Consider the following 16,479-nt stretch of genomic DNA (forward strand, 5'->3'; position numbering starts at 1 on the left):
CTACCGTTTTTGTTCGATAAAAGCATCTAATAACGGGATGTCAGCGGGGGCCAGAGGGTAGCGATAAGCATCCTCTGGTGTTAGCCACGCCAGAGCCGAGTGACAATGCAGTACCGGCTCACCACTGAAGTTTTCAATATGCCAGGCGTGTAACCGGATGATGCGTTGCTGCGAGTTCCATTGATTGGTAGCAATATATTGGCCTATTATTGCATCAATATTTAATTCTTCGGCAAGTTCACGCATCAATGCTTGCGGTTGACTCTCTCCAGCTTCGACTTTGCCCCCAGGGAATTCCCACAAACCTGCCTGATCGCGATGTGAATCCCGTTGTGCCAATAAAAGCTTACCGTTTCGTTCTATAATTGCCGCAACAACATCAATCATTTTCTATTTGCCCGATTACAATCGTTTAGGTGTCGCGCCAAGAGGTAGCCCTACAAATGGGCCTACCTCAATGTAAAGCGTGATTAGAGTGCGAATTCAGACCACACAGGGGCGTGATCTGAGGGTTTCTCCATACTTCTAATATCGTAATCGATGCCAGTGGCAATACAGCGTGCGGCCAGAGGTCGGCTTGCCAGTAATAAATCTATGCGCAATCCTCTATTTTCGTCAAAACCACGCGAACGGTAGTCAAACCATGAGAATTGGTCATTACAATCCGGGTTTGCTGCACGGAATGTATCCACTAACCCCCAATTTTGTAGGCGCTCTAACCACGCGCGTTCTTCAGGTAAGAATGAGCATTTACCGGTACGTAGCCAGCGCTTGCGGCTATCTTCACCAATGCCAATATCGAGATCGGTTGGGCTGATATTTAAATCACCCATAATCAGTACCTGAGCATCAGCTGAAAGTTGCTGCTCCAAATACTGTTGTAAGTCGGCATAAAAACGTTCTTTGGCGGGAAACTTAATGGGGTGGTCACGGCTTTCTCCTTGAGGAAAATAACCATTAATCACGGTTAAGGGACCTTGTGGCGTTGCAATGTCGGCCATGATAATACGGCGCTGCGCATCTTCTTCATCAGTAGGGAAGCCCCGACGAATTGCTAAAGGTTCATTCTTGGTTAAAAGTGCGACACCATAATGCCCTTTTTGCCCATGGTAAAAGACGTGATAACCATGCTGGCTGACCTCTTCAAGCGGGAACATATCATCGTGGACTTTCGTTTCTTGAAGCCCGATAACATCGGGTTGATGTTGTTCGATTATTGCAGCCAGTTGATGAGGTCGAGCACGTAGGCCATTGATATTAAAAGAGACAAACTTCATGGTCAGCACCGTATATTCGCTAGAAATGATGTCGAATATTAGCAGATGCCGAATAAAAATGTAATGCACAACAAAAGAATAAATAATAGGCGATGCAGAGAATAGATAATAAAAATACTTTTACCGACAAAATTCAAAATAACCCTATGAATATTTTTATATTTCACATGAGTTTATCGTAGCATCTCGGGTTGTTAATTAAACAGCGTGCAACATGTATTATTTACACCATGATTTTTGATAAAATTAAATTTTATATTGTCAGGTGGTCATGTTTTTTCTGACAAAAAAATAAGTTATATTATTTTTATAGTGGAAACATTATAAATATCTATCGATTTAACTTAATCACTCTCTTGGTGTAAATGATTTAAAGCATATTCTTGCTAGCAACCCATTTCACTTATTTTTATTGGCGGTAAATGCTACAGGCATTTCCATTTTTTTCTATTAGAAAGCGTTAACTGATTTTGTCACGTGAAGAATAAAAAATAGTTATTTGATATCATAGATCTACATTTAAAACTCTGTTAAAAATATGTGCAATGTTAAGGCGATAATACACTAAGTCGCCAAAACTTTGATTGCAAAACATGCAACTTTACGTCGTTAGTGTCTACGCAGTAATAACTCATTATAATATATTTATCAATTATTCCAAACCCACTGGTATTTTTTTTATTATATATATAAACAATATCTACAGTTGGCATTATATACGTAGGCATACTTGTCTTTTTTCTGATAATTTTTGACGCAAAGCAAAGGATTGGTGAATTATGTTTCTATCTCGTAAGTTAGAGGCCTTTATGGCCGTAGTAGAAAATGGCTCGCTGAGTAAGGCGGCAAGAGTGATGAACAGGACTACACCGCCTGTTGCGAAGTCGATAAAAGACTTCGAGAGCATAATAGGGAAAAAGTTATTCAAACGAGAAAAATTTGGCATGAGTTTAACGCGAGATGGAGAGGTTTTATATAATGATCTAAAAGATTTATATCAACAAGAAAAAGAAATCACTAAAAAACATCTCACAGGCCACGTTTCCAATATCATCAACATTTATTACGACTGGGGAAAAAGTGAAAAATTGACGAAATTATATAGAGTGGCAGAAAAAAACAATATACAGGCTAATATAATAAAGTTTCATTATGAAAATATTGATGAGATTGGAGACTATGATGGGAATTCACTTATCCTTTCATCTGAAAAAGTCAGCAGTGATAGATTTATGCTACTGAATGAAGTCCCGGATAGTGGATTTGGTATTTATGGTAGAAAAGATATACTTAATGAGAGTTCCGACATTATAAATATTCTTCATAATAATATTTGGCTGTGTAATCCGATGTTATATAGAAGTAAGTTTGTCAAATATCTGGAGGAATGTGTTAAAAAACAATATAGTAAAGTGAATGTGAGGCAGGTAGACAACCTGGCTTGTTGCTTGAATTTCATCTATTCCGGCCGGTATATCTGTATTACAGACTCTATTATGGATGATTTTAATGGCGACTCAAAATTGGATTTTATAGATTTAACAAACTTTCAAGATGAAAATAAATTGTATTTCTACAAATCAAGATCACATTCAAGTGTACTTAATAGGTTAATTGATTATATAAAGACTCTGGTGTGAAAATGTCACATCGTTAATCTATTATCTACCGAGTTGATTGCTATCTATTGATTTGCAGTAATTTTATTTAAATATTCTCTGAGGCTCTATATTTACATATGAATATATGATGGAGGACGCACTCTGCACAGAAGGTTGTGGGGAAGGATTACTCGTCACGTTGTTCCTCGCCCTTTGGGCCGCCGCTGCGCGTCGTTGTCTCGCTATGCTCGGCGCGAACCTTGGTCGAAGGTTCTTACCTTCCCCTGATGGGTGCTATTTTTTGATTTAGTTATTTATTGAGGAGATGGTGAATAATTAATAGATGGTGGTGGGGGAAGGATTACTCGTCACGTTGTTCCTCGCCCTTCGGGCCGCCGCTGCGCGTCGTTGTCTCGCTATGCTCGGCGCGAACCTTGGTCGAAGGTTCTTACCTTCCCCTGATGGGTGCTATTTTTTGATTTAGTTATTTACTGAGGAGATGGTGAATAATTAATAGATGGTGGTGGGGGAAGGATTACTCGTCACGTTGTTCCTCGCCCTTCGGGCCGCCGCTGCGCGTCGTTGTCTCGCTATGCTCGGCGCGAACCTTGGTCGAAGGTTCTTACCTTCCCCTGATGGGTGCTATTTTTTGATTTAGTTATTTACTGAGGAGATGGTGAATAATTAATAGATGGTGGTGGGGGAAGGATTCGAACCTTCGAAGTCGATGACGGCAGATTTACAGTCTGCTCCCTTTGGCCGCTCGGGAACCCCACCACTGAATTCGTGGTTTTAATGCTTAATAATTTGGCCGTACTTTTACTTAACTGCTTTTACTTTAAATCTCACTTGATAACCCTGCAAAACCAAATAACTAAATCGATTTGGAATTAAAGGTTAAACATGGTGATGGGGGAAGGATTATTCGTCACGTTGTTCCTCACCTTTCGGGTCGCCGCTTCGCGTCGCTGTCTCGCTACGCTCGGCTCGAACCTTGTCGAAGGTTTTCACCTTCCCCTGAGTACTTATTGAGATTCGTTTATCTGAATCACCTCAGTACCCAAGGTTTAAATGGTGGTGGGGGAAGGATTCGAACCTTCGAAGTCGATGACGGCAGATTTACAGTCTGCTCCCTTTGGCCGCTCGGGAACCCCACCACTGGCCTATCTATTCTACAACATGACTTAACAACAGAGTCGTCTTGGCAAGCGGGGCGCATCATATCAAATGAAGCGCCGCTGTAAAGACTTGAAATGAAAAAAATAATTCGTTCGGTGATTTTTTGTCCGTGGCGGTGGTTATATCGGCAAAAAATATCGATTTATTGCGTGCTTACAGAATAACCGTACGGTTACCGTAAACAAAAACGCGCTGTGCTAATACTCGATACAGCGCACGGCTCAGTACATTTTTTTCTACGTCTCGCCCGGCACGCATCATATCTTCGGCGGTATATGAATGATCAACATGAATGACATCCTGCATGATGATTGGGCCTTCATCCAGGCTGTCATTGACATAATGCGCAGTAGCACCAATGATTTTCACCCCACGCTCATAAGCTTGATGATATGGGCGCGCGCCGATAAATGCCGGTAAGAATGAGTGGTGGATATTAATAATCTGGTATGGGAAGCGTTGCACAAAGGCTGGCGTCAATACGCGCATATATTTTGCCAACACAACATAGTCTGGTTGGTATTGTTCAATTTGTTCAATCAGGCGCTGATCATGTTGGTCTCGGGTCAAACCTTCATGACTAATAAGATGGAACGGTATATCAAAGCGCTCGACTAAATTTTGTAGTTCATTGTGGTTGCCGATGACGGCTGCGATTTCTACATCCAGACCACCGTAGGCGCTTTTCATCAATAAGTCGCCAAGGCAATGCGCTTCTTTCGTTACCATAATAACAATGCGACGACGTCCGGCAGTATGTAATTCGCGGTTAGTCCCTTCAGGCAATGCATCATCCAGATCAGCCAATAGGGTGGTATCGTTAAAAATACCCTCAAGCTCTGTGCGCATGAAAAAACGGCCAGTCAGATGATCGACGAATTCATTATTTTGCACGATATTCAGTTGGTGCTTGTAGCAGATATTGGTAATTTTTGCGATTAAGCCTTTGGCGTCAGGGCAAATAGTGCGGAGCACTTTTTTTTGTATATTCTGGTGTGGCATAAGGTGGTAAATCCTGTCTTAGCATGACTTGATGTTATGTAAATGTTCGATGGTACGGCCAGTAAAAGAACGATTTTACTGTTAGCGCCCGCAACATTTCTTATATTTTTTTCCAGAACCACATGGGCAGGTATCATTTCTACCCACAGATGGCCGGATTCCGTCAATATAGTACCAGTGTTCTTTTATGCGAAGAAAGCGGGAACGTTCATGCATCGCGCTCACCTGAGTACTATTGGCATCTTTAAAGCGGGCAATGAATTCAACAAAAGCCTCATTATCATGATCCCCAGCCATTTCAGCAATAACGGTTAATCCCTGCCATGTGGTATTGCTGAAACTTTGAATGATTCCATCGCGCCATTGTTCGGCATTGCAGTCGGGATGCCAGGTTGCAATGAGATAATCCACATTCTTTTTCACGTAGGCACTATAACGGGAACGCATCAATATAGACGGTTTAGCCGCAATTTCGGTACCCAGAATATAAGGTTCACAACACCTTTGATATTCAAGTGTACTGCCGCAAGGGCACTGTTCTGACAAAATTTCTCCAAATAATCAATATGCCGTGATAGCCACTCGTTGCCCGTAAGCAGTAAATCAGAGTCGGTAAAATCGAACTGTTGTGAATATGAGGGCTATCTTACCTAATCATCTGTTGAGGTTCAAAGCGGATAGTTTTGGAAGAGAAGAGCGGCAGGTTGAAAAGAATTGTGATGAGTGTCACAAAAATACTTGACCGGCGTTTCATTTTGGCTTAACTTTGTAACTGTGATGTGTATCACATAAAAATAAAGATATTTACAGGAGCAACCCATGAAACTGATTAACAAAATCATCGCAATGTTCGAAAAAATGAGCGTCTCATTTGGTACTTTTAACGGTTAATTATTTCATCATTAATCCGTAAGTCTTCACAATATTCTGGATAGAATTCAGTTTGCGGATGATGGTTCTAAATTCATCAAAAGCAGAATGTAAAATAACAGCATAATATGTAATTATCTGTTTCCGAGCTTTGTTATTATTAGACAATATCTCGTATTTTGATTTGTGTAATCTCGGATATTTATTCTAAATAGCTGCCATCAGGGCGGCTATTTTGCATTCCATCTATTTTAAAAATAGTGAAACTCAAAAGAAATATTTCATGAATTAGACGCATGTATATTATGCATGTTGCTCATGGTTTGCTCTGTGGCCAGAATCTAGCGATTTCATCATATACACACTTAATGGGTCATATTCATAGCGGCCAAATTGAGATGTTAATTCAAAATCTAATCGTTGATATAATTTTATCGACTCAGGTTGATAAACTCCCGTATCAAGATAAATTTTCTTTAAACTTAATGCATTAGCTTGATGGAGCAACGCGGTCATTAGCCGTCGAGCAACTCCCTGGCCTCGATAATCTGAGCTGACAAAAACACGCTTCATTTCAGGGTACGCTGTCTTGGGCAGTGCCAGAATAGCGCATCCAACTATACCTTCTTCATATTTAGCAACATAAACGAATGTTTGTATCTGAGCCAAACTATCGAGAGATTCCGTGTGATTGTTTTCATAGGGGTATAATGCAGATTGGTACGCATCTAATTGATTCATTAATGTAAGAAGTTCAGGAATAAATAGGTCGGCTTGGCATATTTCAATATTCCTGGTACCCCCTTTGGGCCGAAGGCTATATCTTAGTCAGGAAATGTAAAGTATTTGTATCAAAATACCAGAAGGACAAATATTCACTATAGTTTCATCTGTAAGGCTGCAAAGTAACAGAACAAACAGAGCTTTATTCCTTAGCCACAGCCAGATTGATGTGAACTGTATTGGCTATCAGCATGTGACGTTAGGTTTATTTGATTTGTGCAGATGAGAAACAGTGCCAAACCGGTTAGATAGGGATGAAATACAATGAGACAAAGTAAAATTGGACTGGCACTGGGAGCAGGCGCTGCAAAAGGATGGGCACACATTGGTGTCATTAATGCGCTGAAAAAAATGGGCATCAAGATTGATGTAGTCGCCGGATGTTCAGTCGGCTCGTTGGTCGGTGCCGCCTACGCGAGTGATCACCTGGATGCAATGGAGCGCTGGGTACGCTCATTTAAATACTGGGATGTTATCCGTTTGATGGATTTTTCGTGGCGGCGCAGTGGATTATTACGTGGAGAACGGGTTTTTAATGCTGTAAATGAAATAATCGAAGTACAAGATATTGCCGATTGCGTATTACCTTTCGGGTCTGTGGTGACAAATTTAACTACCGGGCGGGAGCTATGGCTTACTGAGGGCGATATTAAGCAAGCGATCAGGGCATCGTGCAGTATGCCGGGTTTATTCTCACCTGTATGGTTTGGTGGGTATTGGTTGGTTGATGGTGCAGTAGTTAATCCGGTTCCAATCTCTTTGGCCAGAGCAATGGGAGCAGATCGGGTTATTGCGGTTGATTTGCAACATGATGCACACCTCATTCAGCAAGACATCCTTTCCGCTCAAGAGCCTCTTGAGGATAAGTCTGCGGATATATCGGATAGTTGGCGCGGGCGCTTACGGGCACGAATAACGAACTTATCCTCTAACTCGACGAAGAATGCGCCCAGTGCCATGGAAATAATGTCGACATCGATTCAAGTATTAGAAAACCGATTGAAACGTAATCGCATGGCCGGCGATCCTCCTGATGTTCTCATTCAACCTTATTGCCCACAAATATCAATGCTGGATTTTCACCGCGCGGATGAAGCCATTGCGGCGGGGCAGTTAGCCGTGGAGAAGTGCGAGGAACAATTACATCACCTGATAAGGCACAGATAGTACAAGTTGATGTTTGTAACACCGCACATAACAATTTCTGACAAGCACAAACAATCATTTTGAGCCACTATTACCATTAAGGTTAGTAAGAGAAGCAGTGCATGGAAAAACCATTAGCAGGTAAAAATATTTTAGTCGTTGAGGATGAAACCGTTTTTCGCTCAGTTATTGCGGGATTCTTAAGCTCACTCGGCGCGACAATTCACCAAGCGGAAAATGGACTGGTGGCCCTGGAACAGCTAAAAATTCAGGTTCCTGACTTAATACTTTGCGATCTGGCGATGCCGGTGATGGGGGGGATTGAGTTTGTCGAGCGCTTACTGATTCAAGGAATGAAGGTTCCTATTTTAGTCATATCTGCCACCGATAAAATGACGGATATTGCTCAAGTCTTACGCCTGGGGGTAAAAGATGTTTTGCTGAAGCCGATTGTGGATTTAAATCGCTTACGTGAAGCAGTGTTTGCTTGTCTTTATCCTGCATTGTTCACCTCACATGCCATTGAAGAAAGTGAACTTATTCAAGATTGGGAGGCGCTGCGTAAAAATCCTTATGATGCCGCTCAGTTATTAAAACAGCTACAACCACCTGCTCAGCAGACTCTTGCACACTGCCGCATAAATTATCGTCAATTAACTATGGTTGAGAAACCAGGGCTGGTATTGGATATTGCCGCATTGTCAGATAAAGATTTAGCCTTTTATTGTCTGGATGTCACGCGGGCCGGAGATAACGGCATTTTGGCGGCGTTACTGTTAAGAGTGCTATTCAACGGGATTCTTCAGGAGCATTTGGCGCATCAACAACATCGTTTGCCACAGATGTCATCTTTGCTCGAACAGTTGAACCAACTCTTAAGACGTACTCATTTGGATGGACAGTTTCCTTTGTTAGTGGGTTATTACCATGTGGAGTATCAGAATCTGATACTGGTTTCTGCTGGTTTGCATGCCAATGTCAACGCGGGCAAAAATCAAATTCAACTCAGTAATGGTGTGCCTTTAGGTACGTTAAAAACAACTCATCTAAATCAAATTAGTCAGCGTTGTGATGCATGGCAGTGCCAGGTTTGGGGGGGCGGTAGTCGTTTACGCTTGATGCTTTCAACTGATGAATAGGCCTTACTGTGAGTTGATGGCCGAATAAGTATTTGTTTAACTAATCTATTGCCGCATTTGTTATCTGAAATATCTATCCTAATATAAATGGTTCTATAACGAATCTGTGAAATAAGCCTAATTTGTTTCAATCGATGTGTGCAGCCGAGATGTACGAATTATCGGTTGATATACTTTCTTCCTTACTTTTCTTTGAAATTTTTCAACCTGCTTTATTGTACGCAGGCAATAAGGTGTGTCGCCTCAGGCTAAATTAAGGTTAGTTCCTGATAATGGTCAGTTGTGCGCTCCTTATTGAATATAAACTCGAGGACAGATCGAATGAAAGTTACGGTTTTTGGCATTGGTTATGTAGGGTTAGTTCAGGCCGCGGTATTGGCTGAAGTTGGCCATGATGTCCTGTGCATAGATATTGATGAGAACAAAGTTGCTGACCTACAGAACGGCCGTATCGCTATTTTCGAACCTGGATTAGCGCCATTGGTAAAAGAAAATTATGATGAGGGCAGACTTCGATTTTCTACAGATGCGGCAGCAGGCGTGGCACATGCTGCTATTCAATTTATTGCCGTTGGCACTCCGCCCGATGAGGACGGTGCTGCAGATCTGCAATATGTTCTTGAGGTTGCCAGTACCATTGCTAAATATATGGATACCCCGAAAGTCATTATCGATAAATCAACCGTGCCTGTAGGGACTGCGGAAAAAGTGCAACAAAGGGTACAAGCTCTTCTACAGCAACGTGGGAAGCAAATAACCTTCAATGTAGTTTCAAATCCAGAATTTTTAAAAGAGGGTGCTGCTGTAGCAGACTGTAAACGGCCTGAACGTATTGTTATTGGTATTGATACTAATGATAACAGCGTTATCGATTTAATTAGTGAGCTATACGAGCCATTTAATCGAAATCATGACCGGTTGGTAATTATGGATATTCGTAGTGCTGAGCTGACTAAATATGCAGCAAATGGCATGTTGGCAACTAAAATCAGTTTTATGAATGAGATTGCTAATATCGCTGAAGGCGTTGGTGCTGATATCGAAAAAGTGCGGCAAGGCATTGGTTCTGATTCTCGCATTGGCTACCATTTTATTTATTCCGGTTGTGGTTATGGCGGTTCTTGTTTCCCCAAAGATATTCAGGCGTTAATTCGTACAGCGGAAGGTTGTGGCTATCAGCCTCAACTGTTGCAGGCTGTTGAGCAAATCAATCATCAGCAGAAGTTTAAGTTGGTCGAATTTATTCAGCAGCATTTTGACTCACAACTGGCTGGGAAAACATTGGCTCTTTGGGGATTAGCATTTAAACCCAACACTGATGATATGCGAGAGGCCCCAAGCCGTATTTTAATGGAGGCGTTGTGGAAGGCAGGGGTAACTATTCAAGCTTATGATCCAGAGGCGATGGATGAAGCACAGCGAATTTATGGTGCCAGGGATGATTTAAGATTAATGGGTACAAAGGAGTCAGCATTACAAGGTGCTGATGCTTTAATTATTTGTACTGAATGGCAGAATTTTAGAGCACCTGATTTTGATATGATCAAGGCTCGCCTCAAGCAGCCGGTTATTTTTGATGGGCGTAATTTGTACGATCCCGAACGCTTAAATAGCCGAGGTTTTACTTATTACGGGATTGGCCGTGGTGCTTCGATTAAACGTGCGCATTAAGTGATAAAGATGGTTTTATGTGTTGGGTGCAAAATTAAATTAGTTTTTGTTTTGTAACCAACCTAATCCCCATAGGATTCAGGCACCGTAGTTTACCACTGAGTTTCTCTTATATCGCCAAACGATGGTGTCGATTTGGTTATTATATCGATTATTGTATTGTTATAAATTAGCAGAGCATTCTTATCGACACTTTGTGATAGTGGTAACAGTGCGTTATTTATTGGGAATGATATGTTCAGAATGACTGTTGCTTATCAATTGGGAGGGGAGGGTAATTCTCTGGGATGCGTCGAATTTTAACTCTTAAGAAGAGAACAAAAAAATACCCCCCATATCATAGGAGGGTATTTTTATCACAATAGCTAATTAACTATCACGATTACAGCAGGAAATCATCCAGTGATTTACCTTGCTCTTCAATGGCTTTCTTAATCACTGCTGGAGTACGGCCTTGGCCGGTCCAGGTTTTAGTTTCGCCATTTTCATCAATGTACTTATATTTAGCAGGGCGTGCAGCACGTTTTGATTTAGTAGCAGCGGCTTTAGTAACTGCCATAGCATTCAACAGTTCATTTGGATCAATACCATCTGCAATCAGCATTTCACGGTATTGCTGTAATTTACGTGTGCGTTCTTCAATTTCTGCTTGTGCCTGGGAATCTTCTTCGCGGCGTTCGTTAACGACCACTTCAAGTTTCTCGAGCATTTCTTCTAATGTTTCAAGAGTGCATTCACGTGCTTGTGCACGCAGAGTACGGATATTGTTAAGAATCTTTAACGCTTCGCTCATTGTCCTGGTCTCAAATTATAATTGGTGGGGGGGCGTCTGGATAATAATAGAGTGCTATTTTAATTTCTGCAATAGCCAATTTGATTAGCATACTCGAATTTACGTATTTTATTAGCGAAAAGTTGCTGCTTCCTACTAATAAACGCATGGCTCTTGTTATTATCTGAGCTGTTTTTAACGTCAATCTTCGTTTTACTTGCTAATGAGCCTACTCGTGAACATGATTCTCTCACTAAGTTATAAGTTTGCTTTATATCAATAAAGCAAAAATACCTTACTTCTCATGTTGTGATGCACAATAACTGATCATACAAGCACATCGCGATATTGATATAGCAGCAATGACATATTGCGTAAAAAAATGAGGCTTTCCAGGCTTTGTCAGATTGGGCAATATTTGTTGTCACTATTTTACGAATTAATGGTGAAAGCACATTACACATATCATTAATGAACCAATCGTGCGGCCTACATATCAAACACTATTGCTTTCATATCGCTCTAACCTGGTTAATGTTCAAGCAGTAATCTTTTTAGTGTATCAATATTGTGAAATGAGTCATGTAATGTGCCTAATAATAGAGAAGCATTTAACATGAACATTCTATCAGTATCATTAGCGATATCATGACTTAATATAGAAAACAGTAATATACGGGAAGTGGTCTCCCCCGCGAAAACCGTGAATTTGTGATAAACTGCGCTCACATTGTCAATGTGACCATTTATTAGACTATTGGAGTTACGGGCCCATGGCTCAACTTTATTTTTATTATTCAGCAATGAATGCAGGCAAATCCACCGCGCTATTGCAGTCTTCTTATAACTACCAAGAGCGTGGCATGCGCACGCTGGTTTTTACCGCGGAGATTGATAATCGCTTTGGGGTCGGAACGGTCAGTTCGCGTATTGGCCTATCTTCACAAGCCCTGCTTTACAATAGCGGCACATCATTATTATCTATTATCACCACAGAGCATCAGGAGAAACCAGTTCATTGTATTTTACTTGATGAGTGTCAGTTTCTGACCAAAGATCAGGTTCAGGAATTGTGCCAGGTAGTAGATGAATTACATATCCCGGTGTTGTGTTACGGCCTGCGCACTGATTTCCTCGGTGAGTTATTCCCCGGGAGTAAATACTTGTTGTCATGGGCCGACAAATTAGTCGAATTAAAGACGATTTGTCATTGTGGGCGCAAAGCAAACATGGTGTTACGTTTGGATGCACAGGGGCGAGCAGTGCACGATGGTGAACAAGTAGTCATTGGTGGGAATGAAAGCTACGTTTCGGTTTGTCGCCGCCATTATAAAGAAGCTATTAAAGCGGCTTGTCTCCAGCAATATCCTTAAATATCCCCTAATTAGCAGCAAAACACCTCACTGGCTGTTTTATTCATACTGTGGGGTAGTTTTGTCTTTTGCGCTATTAATGCCAAATAGAACCATACAGCCCCATTCGTAGCGCTTATCTATGTTGCAGAGATCTCCAAACGTTATATTTTTTGACTGAACACTTAAGTTAGATGCCCGCTGTGGCGCGTGGTTCACCGCTCTTGTGCAGATGGACATTGCACTCATTCCTTATTAGCCCGTTATATCCCAATTTAAATCGCCCTTGGCGGGGCAAAGCGAATTTATCTCATGAGAGGTATGGATTGGTAAGGGTAGAGATAAATCGCTGCTATGGCACATTGAGAGGCCATGCGTAAAGGTGAGTCGAGAAGGGGACATTTATTTGAGTGATAGCTATAAAGTGATAGCCATAAAAAGAAACCCCCAACGATTGTCGGGGGTTATATCTTCTGTTAATAACCTCAGCCGGAGATAAGGTTACTCACCAAGATAGAGATTACTTTTTAGCTTTTTTCTCAGCTTTTGGTGCTGGAGTTGCTACTGCAACTTCTTCACGGTCAAGCTCTTCGCTAAATTCACGGCCGTAGTAAGTATCCATCAGGATCTGTTTCAGCTCAGAGATCAGTGGGTAGCGTGGGTTAGCACCTGTACACTGGTCATCGAATGCATCTTCAGACAATTTGTCTACTTTAGCCAGGAAGTCTGCTTCTTGAACGCCAGCTTCACGAATTGACGCCGGGATGCCCAAATCAGCTTTGATTTCATCTAACCAAGCCAGCAATTTCTGGATTTTCTGTGCGGTACGGTCGCCCGGAGCACTCAGACCCAGATGGTCTGCAATTTCAGCATAGCGACGACGCGCTTGTGGGCGGTCATACTGGCTGAAAGCAGTCTGTTTGGTTGGGTTGTCATTCGCGTTATAGCGGATAACGTTAGAAATCAACATGGCGTTTGCCAGGCCGTGTGGGATGTGGAACTCAGAACCCAGTTTATGGGCCATTGAGTGACAGACACCCAAGAAGGCGTTAGCAAAAGCGATACCGGCAATGGTCGCGGCGTTGTGAACGCGTTCACGTGCAACCGGATTTTTTGCCCCTTCGTGATAACTGGCTGGCAGGAATTCTTTCAGCAGTTTCAGCGCTTGCAGAGCCTGACCGTCAGAGTATTCGTTTGCCAATACAGAAACATACGCTTCCAGAGCATGGGTCACTGCGTCCAGTCCACCGAAGGCACACAGAGACTTAGGCATATTCATAACCAGGTTGGCATCAACGATTGCCATATCTGGTGTCAATGCATAGTCAGCCAATGGATATTTCTGGCCTGTCGCATCGTCAGTAACTACGGCAAATGGCGTGACTTCTGAACCGGTACCTGATGTGGTAGTGACGGCGATCATTTTCGCTTTCACGCCCATTTTCGGGAACTTGTAAATACGTTTACGGATATCCATAAAGCGCAATGCCAGTTCTTCGAAGTGAGTTTCAGGATGTTCGTACATCACCCACATGATTTTGGCAGCATCCATCGGTGAACCACCACCCAGCGCGATGATCACGTCTGGTTTGAAGGAGTTCATCTGCTCTGCACCTTTACGTACGATGCTCAGGGTAGGGTCTGCTTCTACTTCGAAGAAGACTTCAGTTTCGATACCGTGAGATTTCAGTACGCTGGTGATTTGATCGGCATAACCGTTGTTGAACAGGTAGCGGTCAGTCACGATGAAGGCACGTTTTGCACCGTCAGTTGCCACTTCTTCCAACGCGATAGGCAGAGAGCCTCGGCGGAAGTAAATAGATTTCGGGAGTTTATGCCACAACATGTTTTCTGCTCGCTTAGCCACAGTTTTCTTGTTGATCAAGTGTTTCGGACCGACGTTTTCAGAGATGGAGTTACCCCCCCAAGAACCGCAACCCAGCGTCAGAGACGGCGCTACTTTGAAGTTATACAGGTCACCGATACCACCATGAGAGGCAGGCGTGTTGATTAAGATTCGGGCGGTTTTCATTTTATCGCCGAAATACTTAACGCGCGCTGGCTGATTATCCTGGTCTGTATACAGGCAAGATGTATGGCCGATACCGCCCATTTCCACCAGTTTTTCTGCTTTTTCAACTGCGTCTTCGAAGCTCTTCGCACGATACATCGCCAAAGTAGGAGACAGTTTTTCGTGAGCGAATGGCTCTGATTCATCAACAACTTTAACTTCGCCGATAAGAATCTTGGTATTAGCAGGAACTTTAATGCCGGCCATTTCAGCAATTTTAGTTGCTGGCTGACCCACGATAGCGGCGTTCAGGCCACCATTTTTCAGGATGATATCCTGAACAGCTTTCAGTTCTTTGCCTTGTAACAGGTAGCCACCGTGTGAAGCGAAGCGCTCACGGACAGCGTCATAAACTGAGTCAACGACGATGATGGACTGCTCTGACGCACAGATTACGCCGTTATCAAAGGTTTTAGACATCAGGATAGAGGCGACTACACGTTTGATATCTGCTGTTTCATCAACAACTACTGGCGTGTTACCAGCACCAACACCGATAGCTGGCTTACCAGAACTGTAAGCTGCTTTAACCATGCCGGGACCACCGGTCGCCAGAATCAGGTTAATGTCTGGGTGATGCATCAGTTGGTTCGATAACTCAACGGTAGGGGCATCAATCCAACCAATAATATCGGCTGGCGCACCTGCTGCGATAGCGGCTTGAAGCACGATATCTGCGGCTTTATTGGTTGCGTCTTTTGCACGAGGATGTGGAGAGAATACGATACCGTTACGGGTCTTCAGGCTAATTAACGCCTTGAAGATAGCAGTAGAGGTTGGGTTGGTCGTTGGCACGATACCGCAAATCAAACCGATAGGTTCAGCGATGGTGATAGTACCAAAGGTTTTATCTTCTTCCAGAATGCCACAAGTCTTTTCATCTTTGTAAGCATTGTAAATGTATTCAGAAGCAAAGTGGTTTTTGATCACTTTGTCTTCCACAATACCCATGCCTGATTCTTCTACAGCTAATTTAGCCAGAGGGATACGGGCATCTGCAGCAGCCAGAGCTGCGGCGCGGAAGATTTTATCAACCTGCTCTTGAGTGAAGTTGGCATACTCGCGCTGGGCTTTCTTGACGCGTGCTACTAGCTCGTTAAGTTCAGCGACATTCGTTACAGCCATAATGCTCTCCTGATAATGTTAAACTCTTTTAGTAAATGAGCTGTTGAAGCAACTAGTATAGACAGGCTTATCCATGCCGTACTGGCAAATAGAGATAGTTTTTATATCCTACTTTCTCATTGCTTACCGCTAATTTACTGAAAGAGCTTTAAGTCCACTAGGAATAATGTGAGGGGGAAAAAACTATTTTCAACCCTTATACTCTATTCCTTAACCGAGTTACTCTCTACCACGGCTCTGAGCTTAACTATTCCTAGGTATGTTTTTCGTGATTTAAATCACAAAATCGTCAAGCTGACACCATTCAGCAATTATTAGTTGAGAGTAATTATCATTTGAGTAAATAAAGTGATAATTCATGACGTTAAATCAGCATTAACGCCACGGAATATTAACAATAAATGCCATTTTAGCTGACACCAATTTATCAAGCATAAATGCTGGTTTATTCCATAGATTCCTGTGACTAATTCTATTACATTAGCGCGCAC

The 16,479-nt window shown here is 42.4% G+C and carries 12 protein-coding genes, 2 tRNA genes and 4 other RNA genes; 5 read left to right on the forward strand and 13 right to left on the reverse strand.

Going from position 1 to position 16,479, the window contains the following annotated elements:
- On the reverse strand, nt 1-387 hold the full coding sequence (locus FGL26_RS03925; protein WP_005166143.1) for a pyrimidine (deoxy)nucleoside triphosphate diphosphatase: 387 nt from the start codon (nt 385-387) through the stop codon (nt 1-3).
- Between the two features lie 83 nt (nt 388-470).
- Entirely contained in the window at nt 471-1,277 is an 807-nt protein-coding gene (gene xthA, locus FGL26_RS03930) for an exodeoxyribonuclease III (RefSeq protein WP_005169291.1), read from the reverse strand.
- 779 nt (nt 1,278-2,056) lie between these two features.
- Between xthA and ytxR the strand changes: the two genes are divergently transcribed.
- Nucleotides 2,057-2,917, forward strand: coding sequence for a LysR family transcriptional regulator YtxR (gene ytxR, locus FGL26_RS03935; RefSeq protein WP_005169293.1), 861 nt, complete (start codon nt 2,057-2,059; stop codon nt 2,915-2,917).
- Nucleotides 2,918-3,049: 132 nt separating this feature from the next.
- Here ytxR and FGL26_RS03940 read toward each other — a convergent pair.
- The 9 genes from FGL26_RS03940 to FGL26_RS03980 all read right to left on the reverse strand — a co-directional run bounded on the left by FGL26_RS03940 (nt 3,050) and on the right by FGL26_RS03980 (nt 6,670).
- Nucleotides 3,050-3,176: non-coding RNA, RtT sRNA (locus FGL26_RS03940), on the reverse strand.
- A gap of 46 nt (nt 3,177-3,222) precedes the next feature.
- A non-coding RNA gene (locus FGL26_RS03945) (RtT sRNA) lies at nt 3,223-3,350 on the reverse strand.
- Nucleotides 3,351-3,396: 46 nt separating this feature from the next.
- Nucleotides 3,397-3,524: non-coding RNA, RtT sRNA (locus FGL26_RS03950), on the reverse strand.
- 46 nt (nt 3,525-3,570) lie between these two features.
- A tRNA-Tyr gene (locus FGL26_RS03955) sits at nt 3,571-3,655 on the reverse strand.
- A gap of 127 nt (nt 3,656-3,782) precedes the next feature.
- A non-coding RNA gene (locus FGL26_RS03960) (RtT sRNA) lies at nt 3,783-3,909 on the reverse strand.
- Between the two features lie 41 nt (nt 3,910-3,950).
- Nucleotides 3,951-4,035 (reverse strand) — tRNA-Tyr (locus FGL26_RS03965).
- Between the two features lie 175 nt (nt 4,036-4,210).
- On the reverse strand, nt 4,211-5,059 hold the full coding sequence (gene purU / locus FGL26_RS03970; protein WP_005166151.1) for a formyltetrahydrofolate deformylase: 849 nt from the start codon (nt 5,057-5,059) through the stop codon (nt 4,211-4,213).
- An 81-nt stretch (nt 5,060-5,140) separates the two neighbouring features.
- Nucleotides 5,141-5,605: a YchJ family protein gene (locus FGL26_RS03975; RefSeq protein ID WP_005169300.1), complete on the reverse strand. Its 465-nt coding sequence runs from the start codon at nt 5,603-5,605 to the stop codon at nt 5,141-5,143.
- A 627-nt stretch (nt 5,606-6,232) separates the two neighbouring features.
- On the reverse strand, nt 6,233-6,670 hold the full coding sequence (locus tag FGL26_RS03980) for a GNAT family N-acetyltransferase (RefSeq protein ID WP_005169302.1): 438 nt from the start codon (nt 6,668-6,670) through the stop codon (nt 6,233-6,235).
- 306 nt (nt 6,671-6,976) lie between these two features.
- On the opposite strand from FGL26_RS03980, the gene rssA reads away from it, so the two are divergent.
- From rssA to FGL26_RS03995, 3 genes are all read left to right on the forward strand, one after another.
- A complete protein-coding gene (gene rssA, locus FGL26_RS03985; RefSeq protein WP_005169303.1) occupies nt 6,977-7,879 on the forward strand; it encodes a patatin-like phospholipase RssA in 903 nt (300 codons plus the stop codon).
- A gap of 101 nt (nt 7,880-7,980) precedes the next feature.
- The gene (gene rssB, locus FGL26_RS03990) at nt 7,981-8,997 is read left to right on the forward strand and encodes a two-component system response regulator RssB (RefSeq protein ID WP_005169304.1); all 1,017 of its coding nucleotides are present in this window, start codon (nt 7,981-7,983) and stop codon (nt 8,995-8,997) included.
- Nucleotides 8,998-9,318: 321 nt separating this feature from the next.
- Entirely contained in the window at nt 9,319-10,668 is a 1,350-nt protein-coding gene (locus tag FGL26_RS03995; protein ID WP_005169305.1) for a UDP-glucose dehydrogenase family protein, read from the forward strand.
- 382 nt (nt 10,669-11,050) lie between these two features.
- Here FGL26_RS03995 and hns read toward each other — a convergent pair whose 3' ends face one another.
- Nucleotides 11,051-11,461 carry a histone-like nucleoid-structuring protein H-NS gene (gene hns, locus FGL26_RS04000; RefSeq protein ID WP_005169306.1) on the reverse strand — a complete coding sequence of 137 codons (411 nt, stop codon included), beginning with the start codon at nt 11,459-11,461 and terminating at the stop codon, nt 11,051-11,053.
- Nucleotides 11,462-12,213: 752 nt separating this feature from the next.
- On the opposite strand from hns, the gene FGL26_RS04010 reads away from it, so the two are divergent.
- Nucleotides 12,214-12,813 (forward strand): thymidine kinase, encoded by a 600-nt coding sequence (locus FGL26_RS04010; RefSeq protein ID WP_005169307.1) that lies wholly within the window; start codon nt 12,214-12,216, stop codon nt 12,811-12,813.
- A gap of 499 nt (nt 12,814-13,312) precedes the next feature.
- Here FGL26_RS04010 and adhE read toward each other — a convergent pair whose 3' ends face one another.
- Nucleotides 13,313-15,988: a bifunctional acetaldehyde-CoA/alcohol dehydrogenase gene (gene adhE / locus FGL26_RS04015; RefSeq protein WP_005169308.1), complete on the reverse strand. Its 2,676-nt coding sequence runs from the start codon at nt 15,986-15,988 to the stop codon at nt 13,313-13,315.
- Between the last annotated feature and the right edge of the window lie 491 nt (nt 15,989-16,479).

It is taken from the genome of Yersinia enterocolitica subsp. enterocolitica, from assembly GCF_901472495.1.
GTDB classification, from domain to species: domain Bacteria; phylum Pseudomonadota; class Gammaproteobacteria; order Enterobacterales; family Enterobacteriaceae; genus Yersinia; species Yersinia enterocolitica.

Bases quoted from the DNA above. Each gene is read 5' to 3' on its own strand.
- FGL26_RS03925 (WP_005166143.1), bottom strand. From the start codon at position 387: ATGATTGATGTTGTTGCGGCAATTATAGAACGAAACGGTAAGCTTTTA.
- xthA (WP_005169291.1), bottom strand. From the start codon at position 1,277: ATGAAGTTTGTCTCTTTTAATATCAATGGCCTACGTGCTCGACCTCAT.
- ytxR (WP_005169293.1), top strand. From the start codon at position 2,057: ATGTTTCTATCTCGTAAGTTAGAGGCCTTTATGGCCGTAGTAGAAAAT.
- purU (WP_005166151.1), bottom strand. From the start codon at position 5,059: ATGCCACACCAGAATATACAAAAAAAAGTGCTCCGCACTATTTGCCCT.
- FGL26_RS03980 (WP_005169302.1), bottom strand. From the start codon at position 6,670: ATGAATCAATTAGATGCGTACCAATCTGCATTATACCCCTATGAAAAC.
- rssA (WP_005169303.1), top strand. From the start codon at position 6,977: ATGAGACAAAGTAAAATTGGACTGGCACTGGGAGCAGGCGCTGCAAAA.
- rssB (WP_005169304.1), top strand. From the start codon at position 7,981: ATGGAAAAACCATTAGCAGGTAAAAATATTTTAGTCGTTGAGGATGAA.
- FGL26_RS03995 (WP_005169305.1), top strand. From the start codon at position 9,319: ATGAAAGTTACGGTTTTTGGCATTGGTTATGTAGGGTTAGTTCAGGCC.
- hns (WP_005169306.1), bottom strand. From the start codon at position 11,461: ATGAGCGAAGCGTTAAAGATTCTTAACAATATCCGTACTCTGCGTGCA.
- FGL26_RS04010 (WP_005169307.1), top strand. From the start codon at position 12,214: ATGGCTCAACTTTATTTTTATTATTCAGCAATGAATGCAGGCAAATCC.
- adhE (WP_005169308.1), bottom strand. From the start codon at position 15,988: ATGGCTGTAACGAATGTCGCTGAACTTAACGAGCTAGTAGCACGCGTC.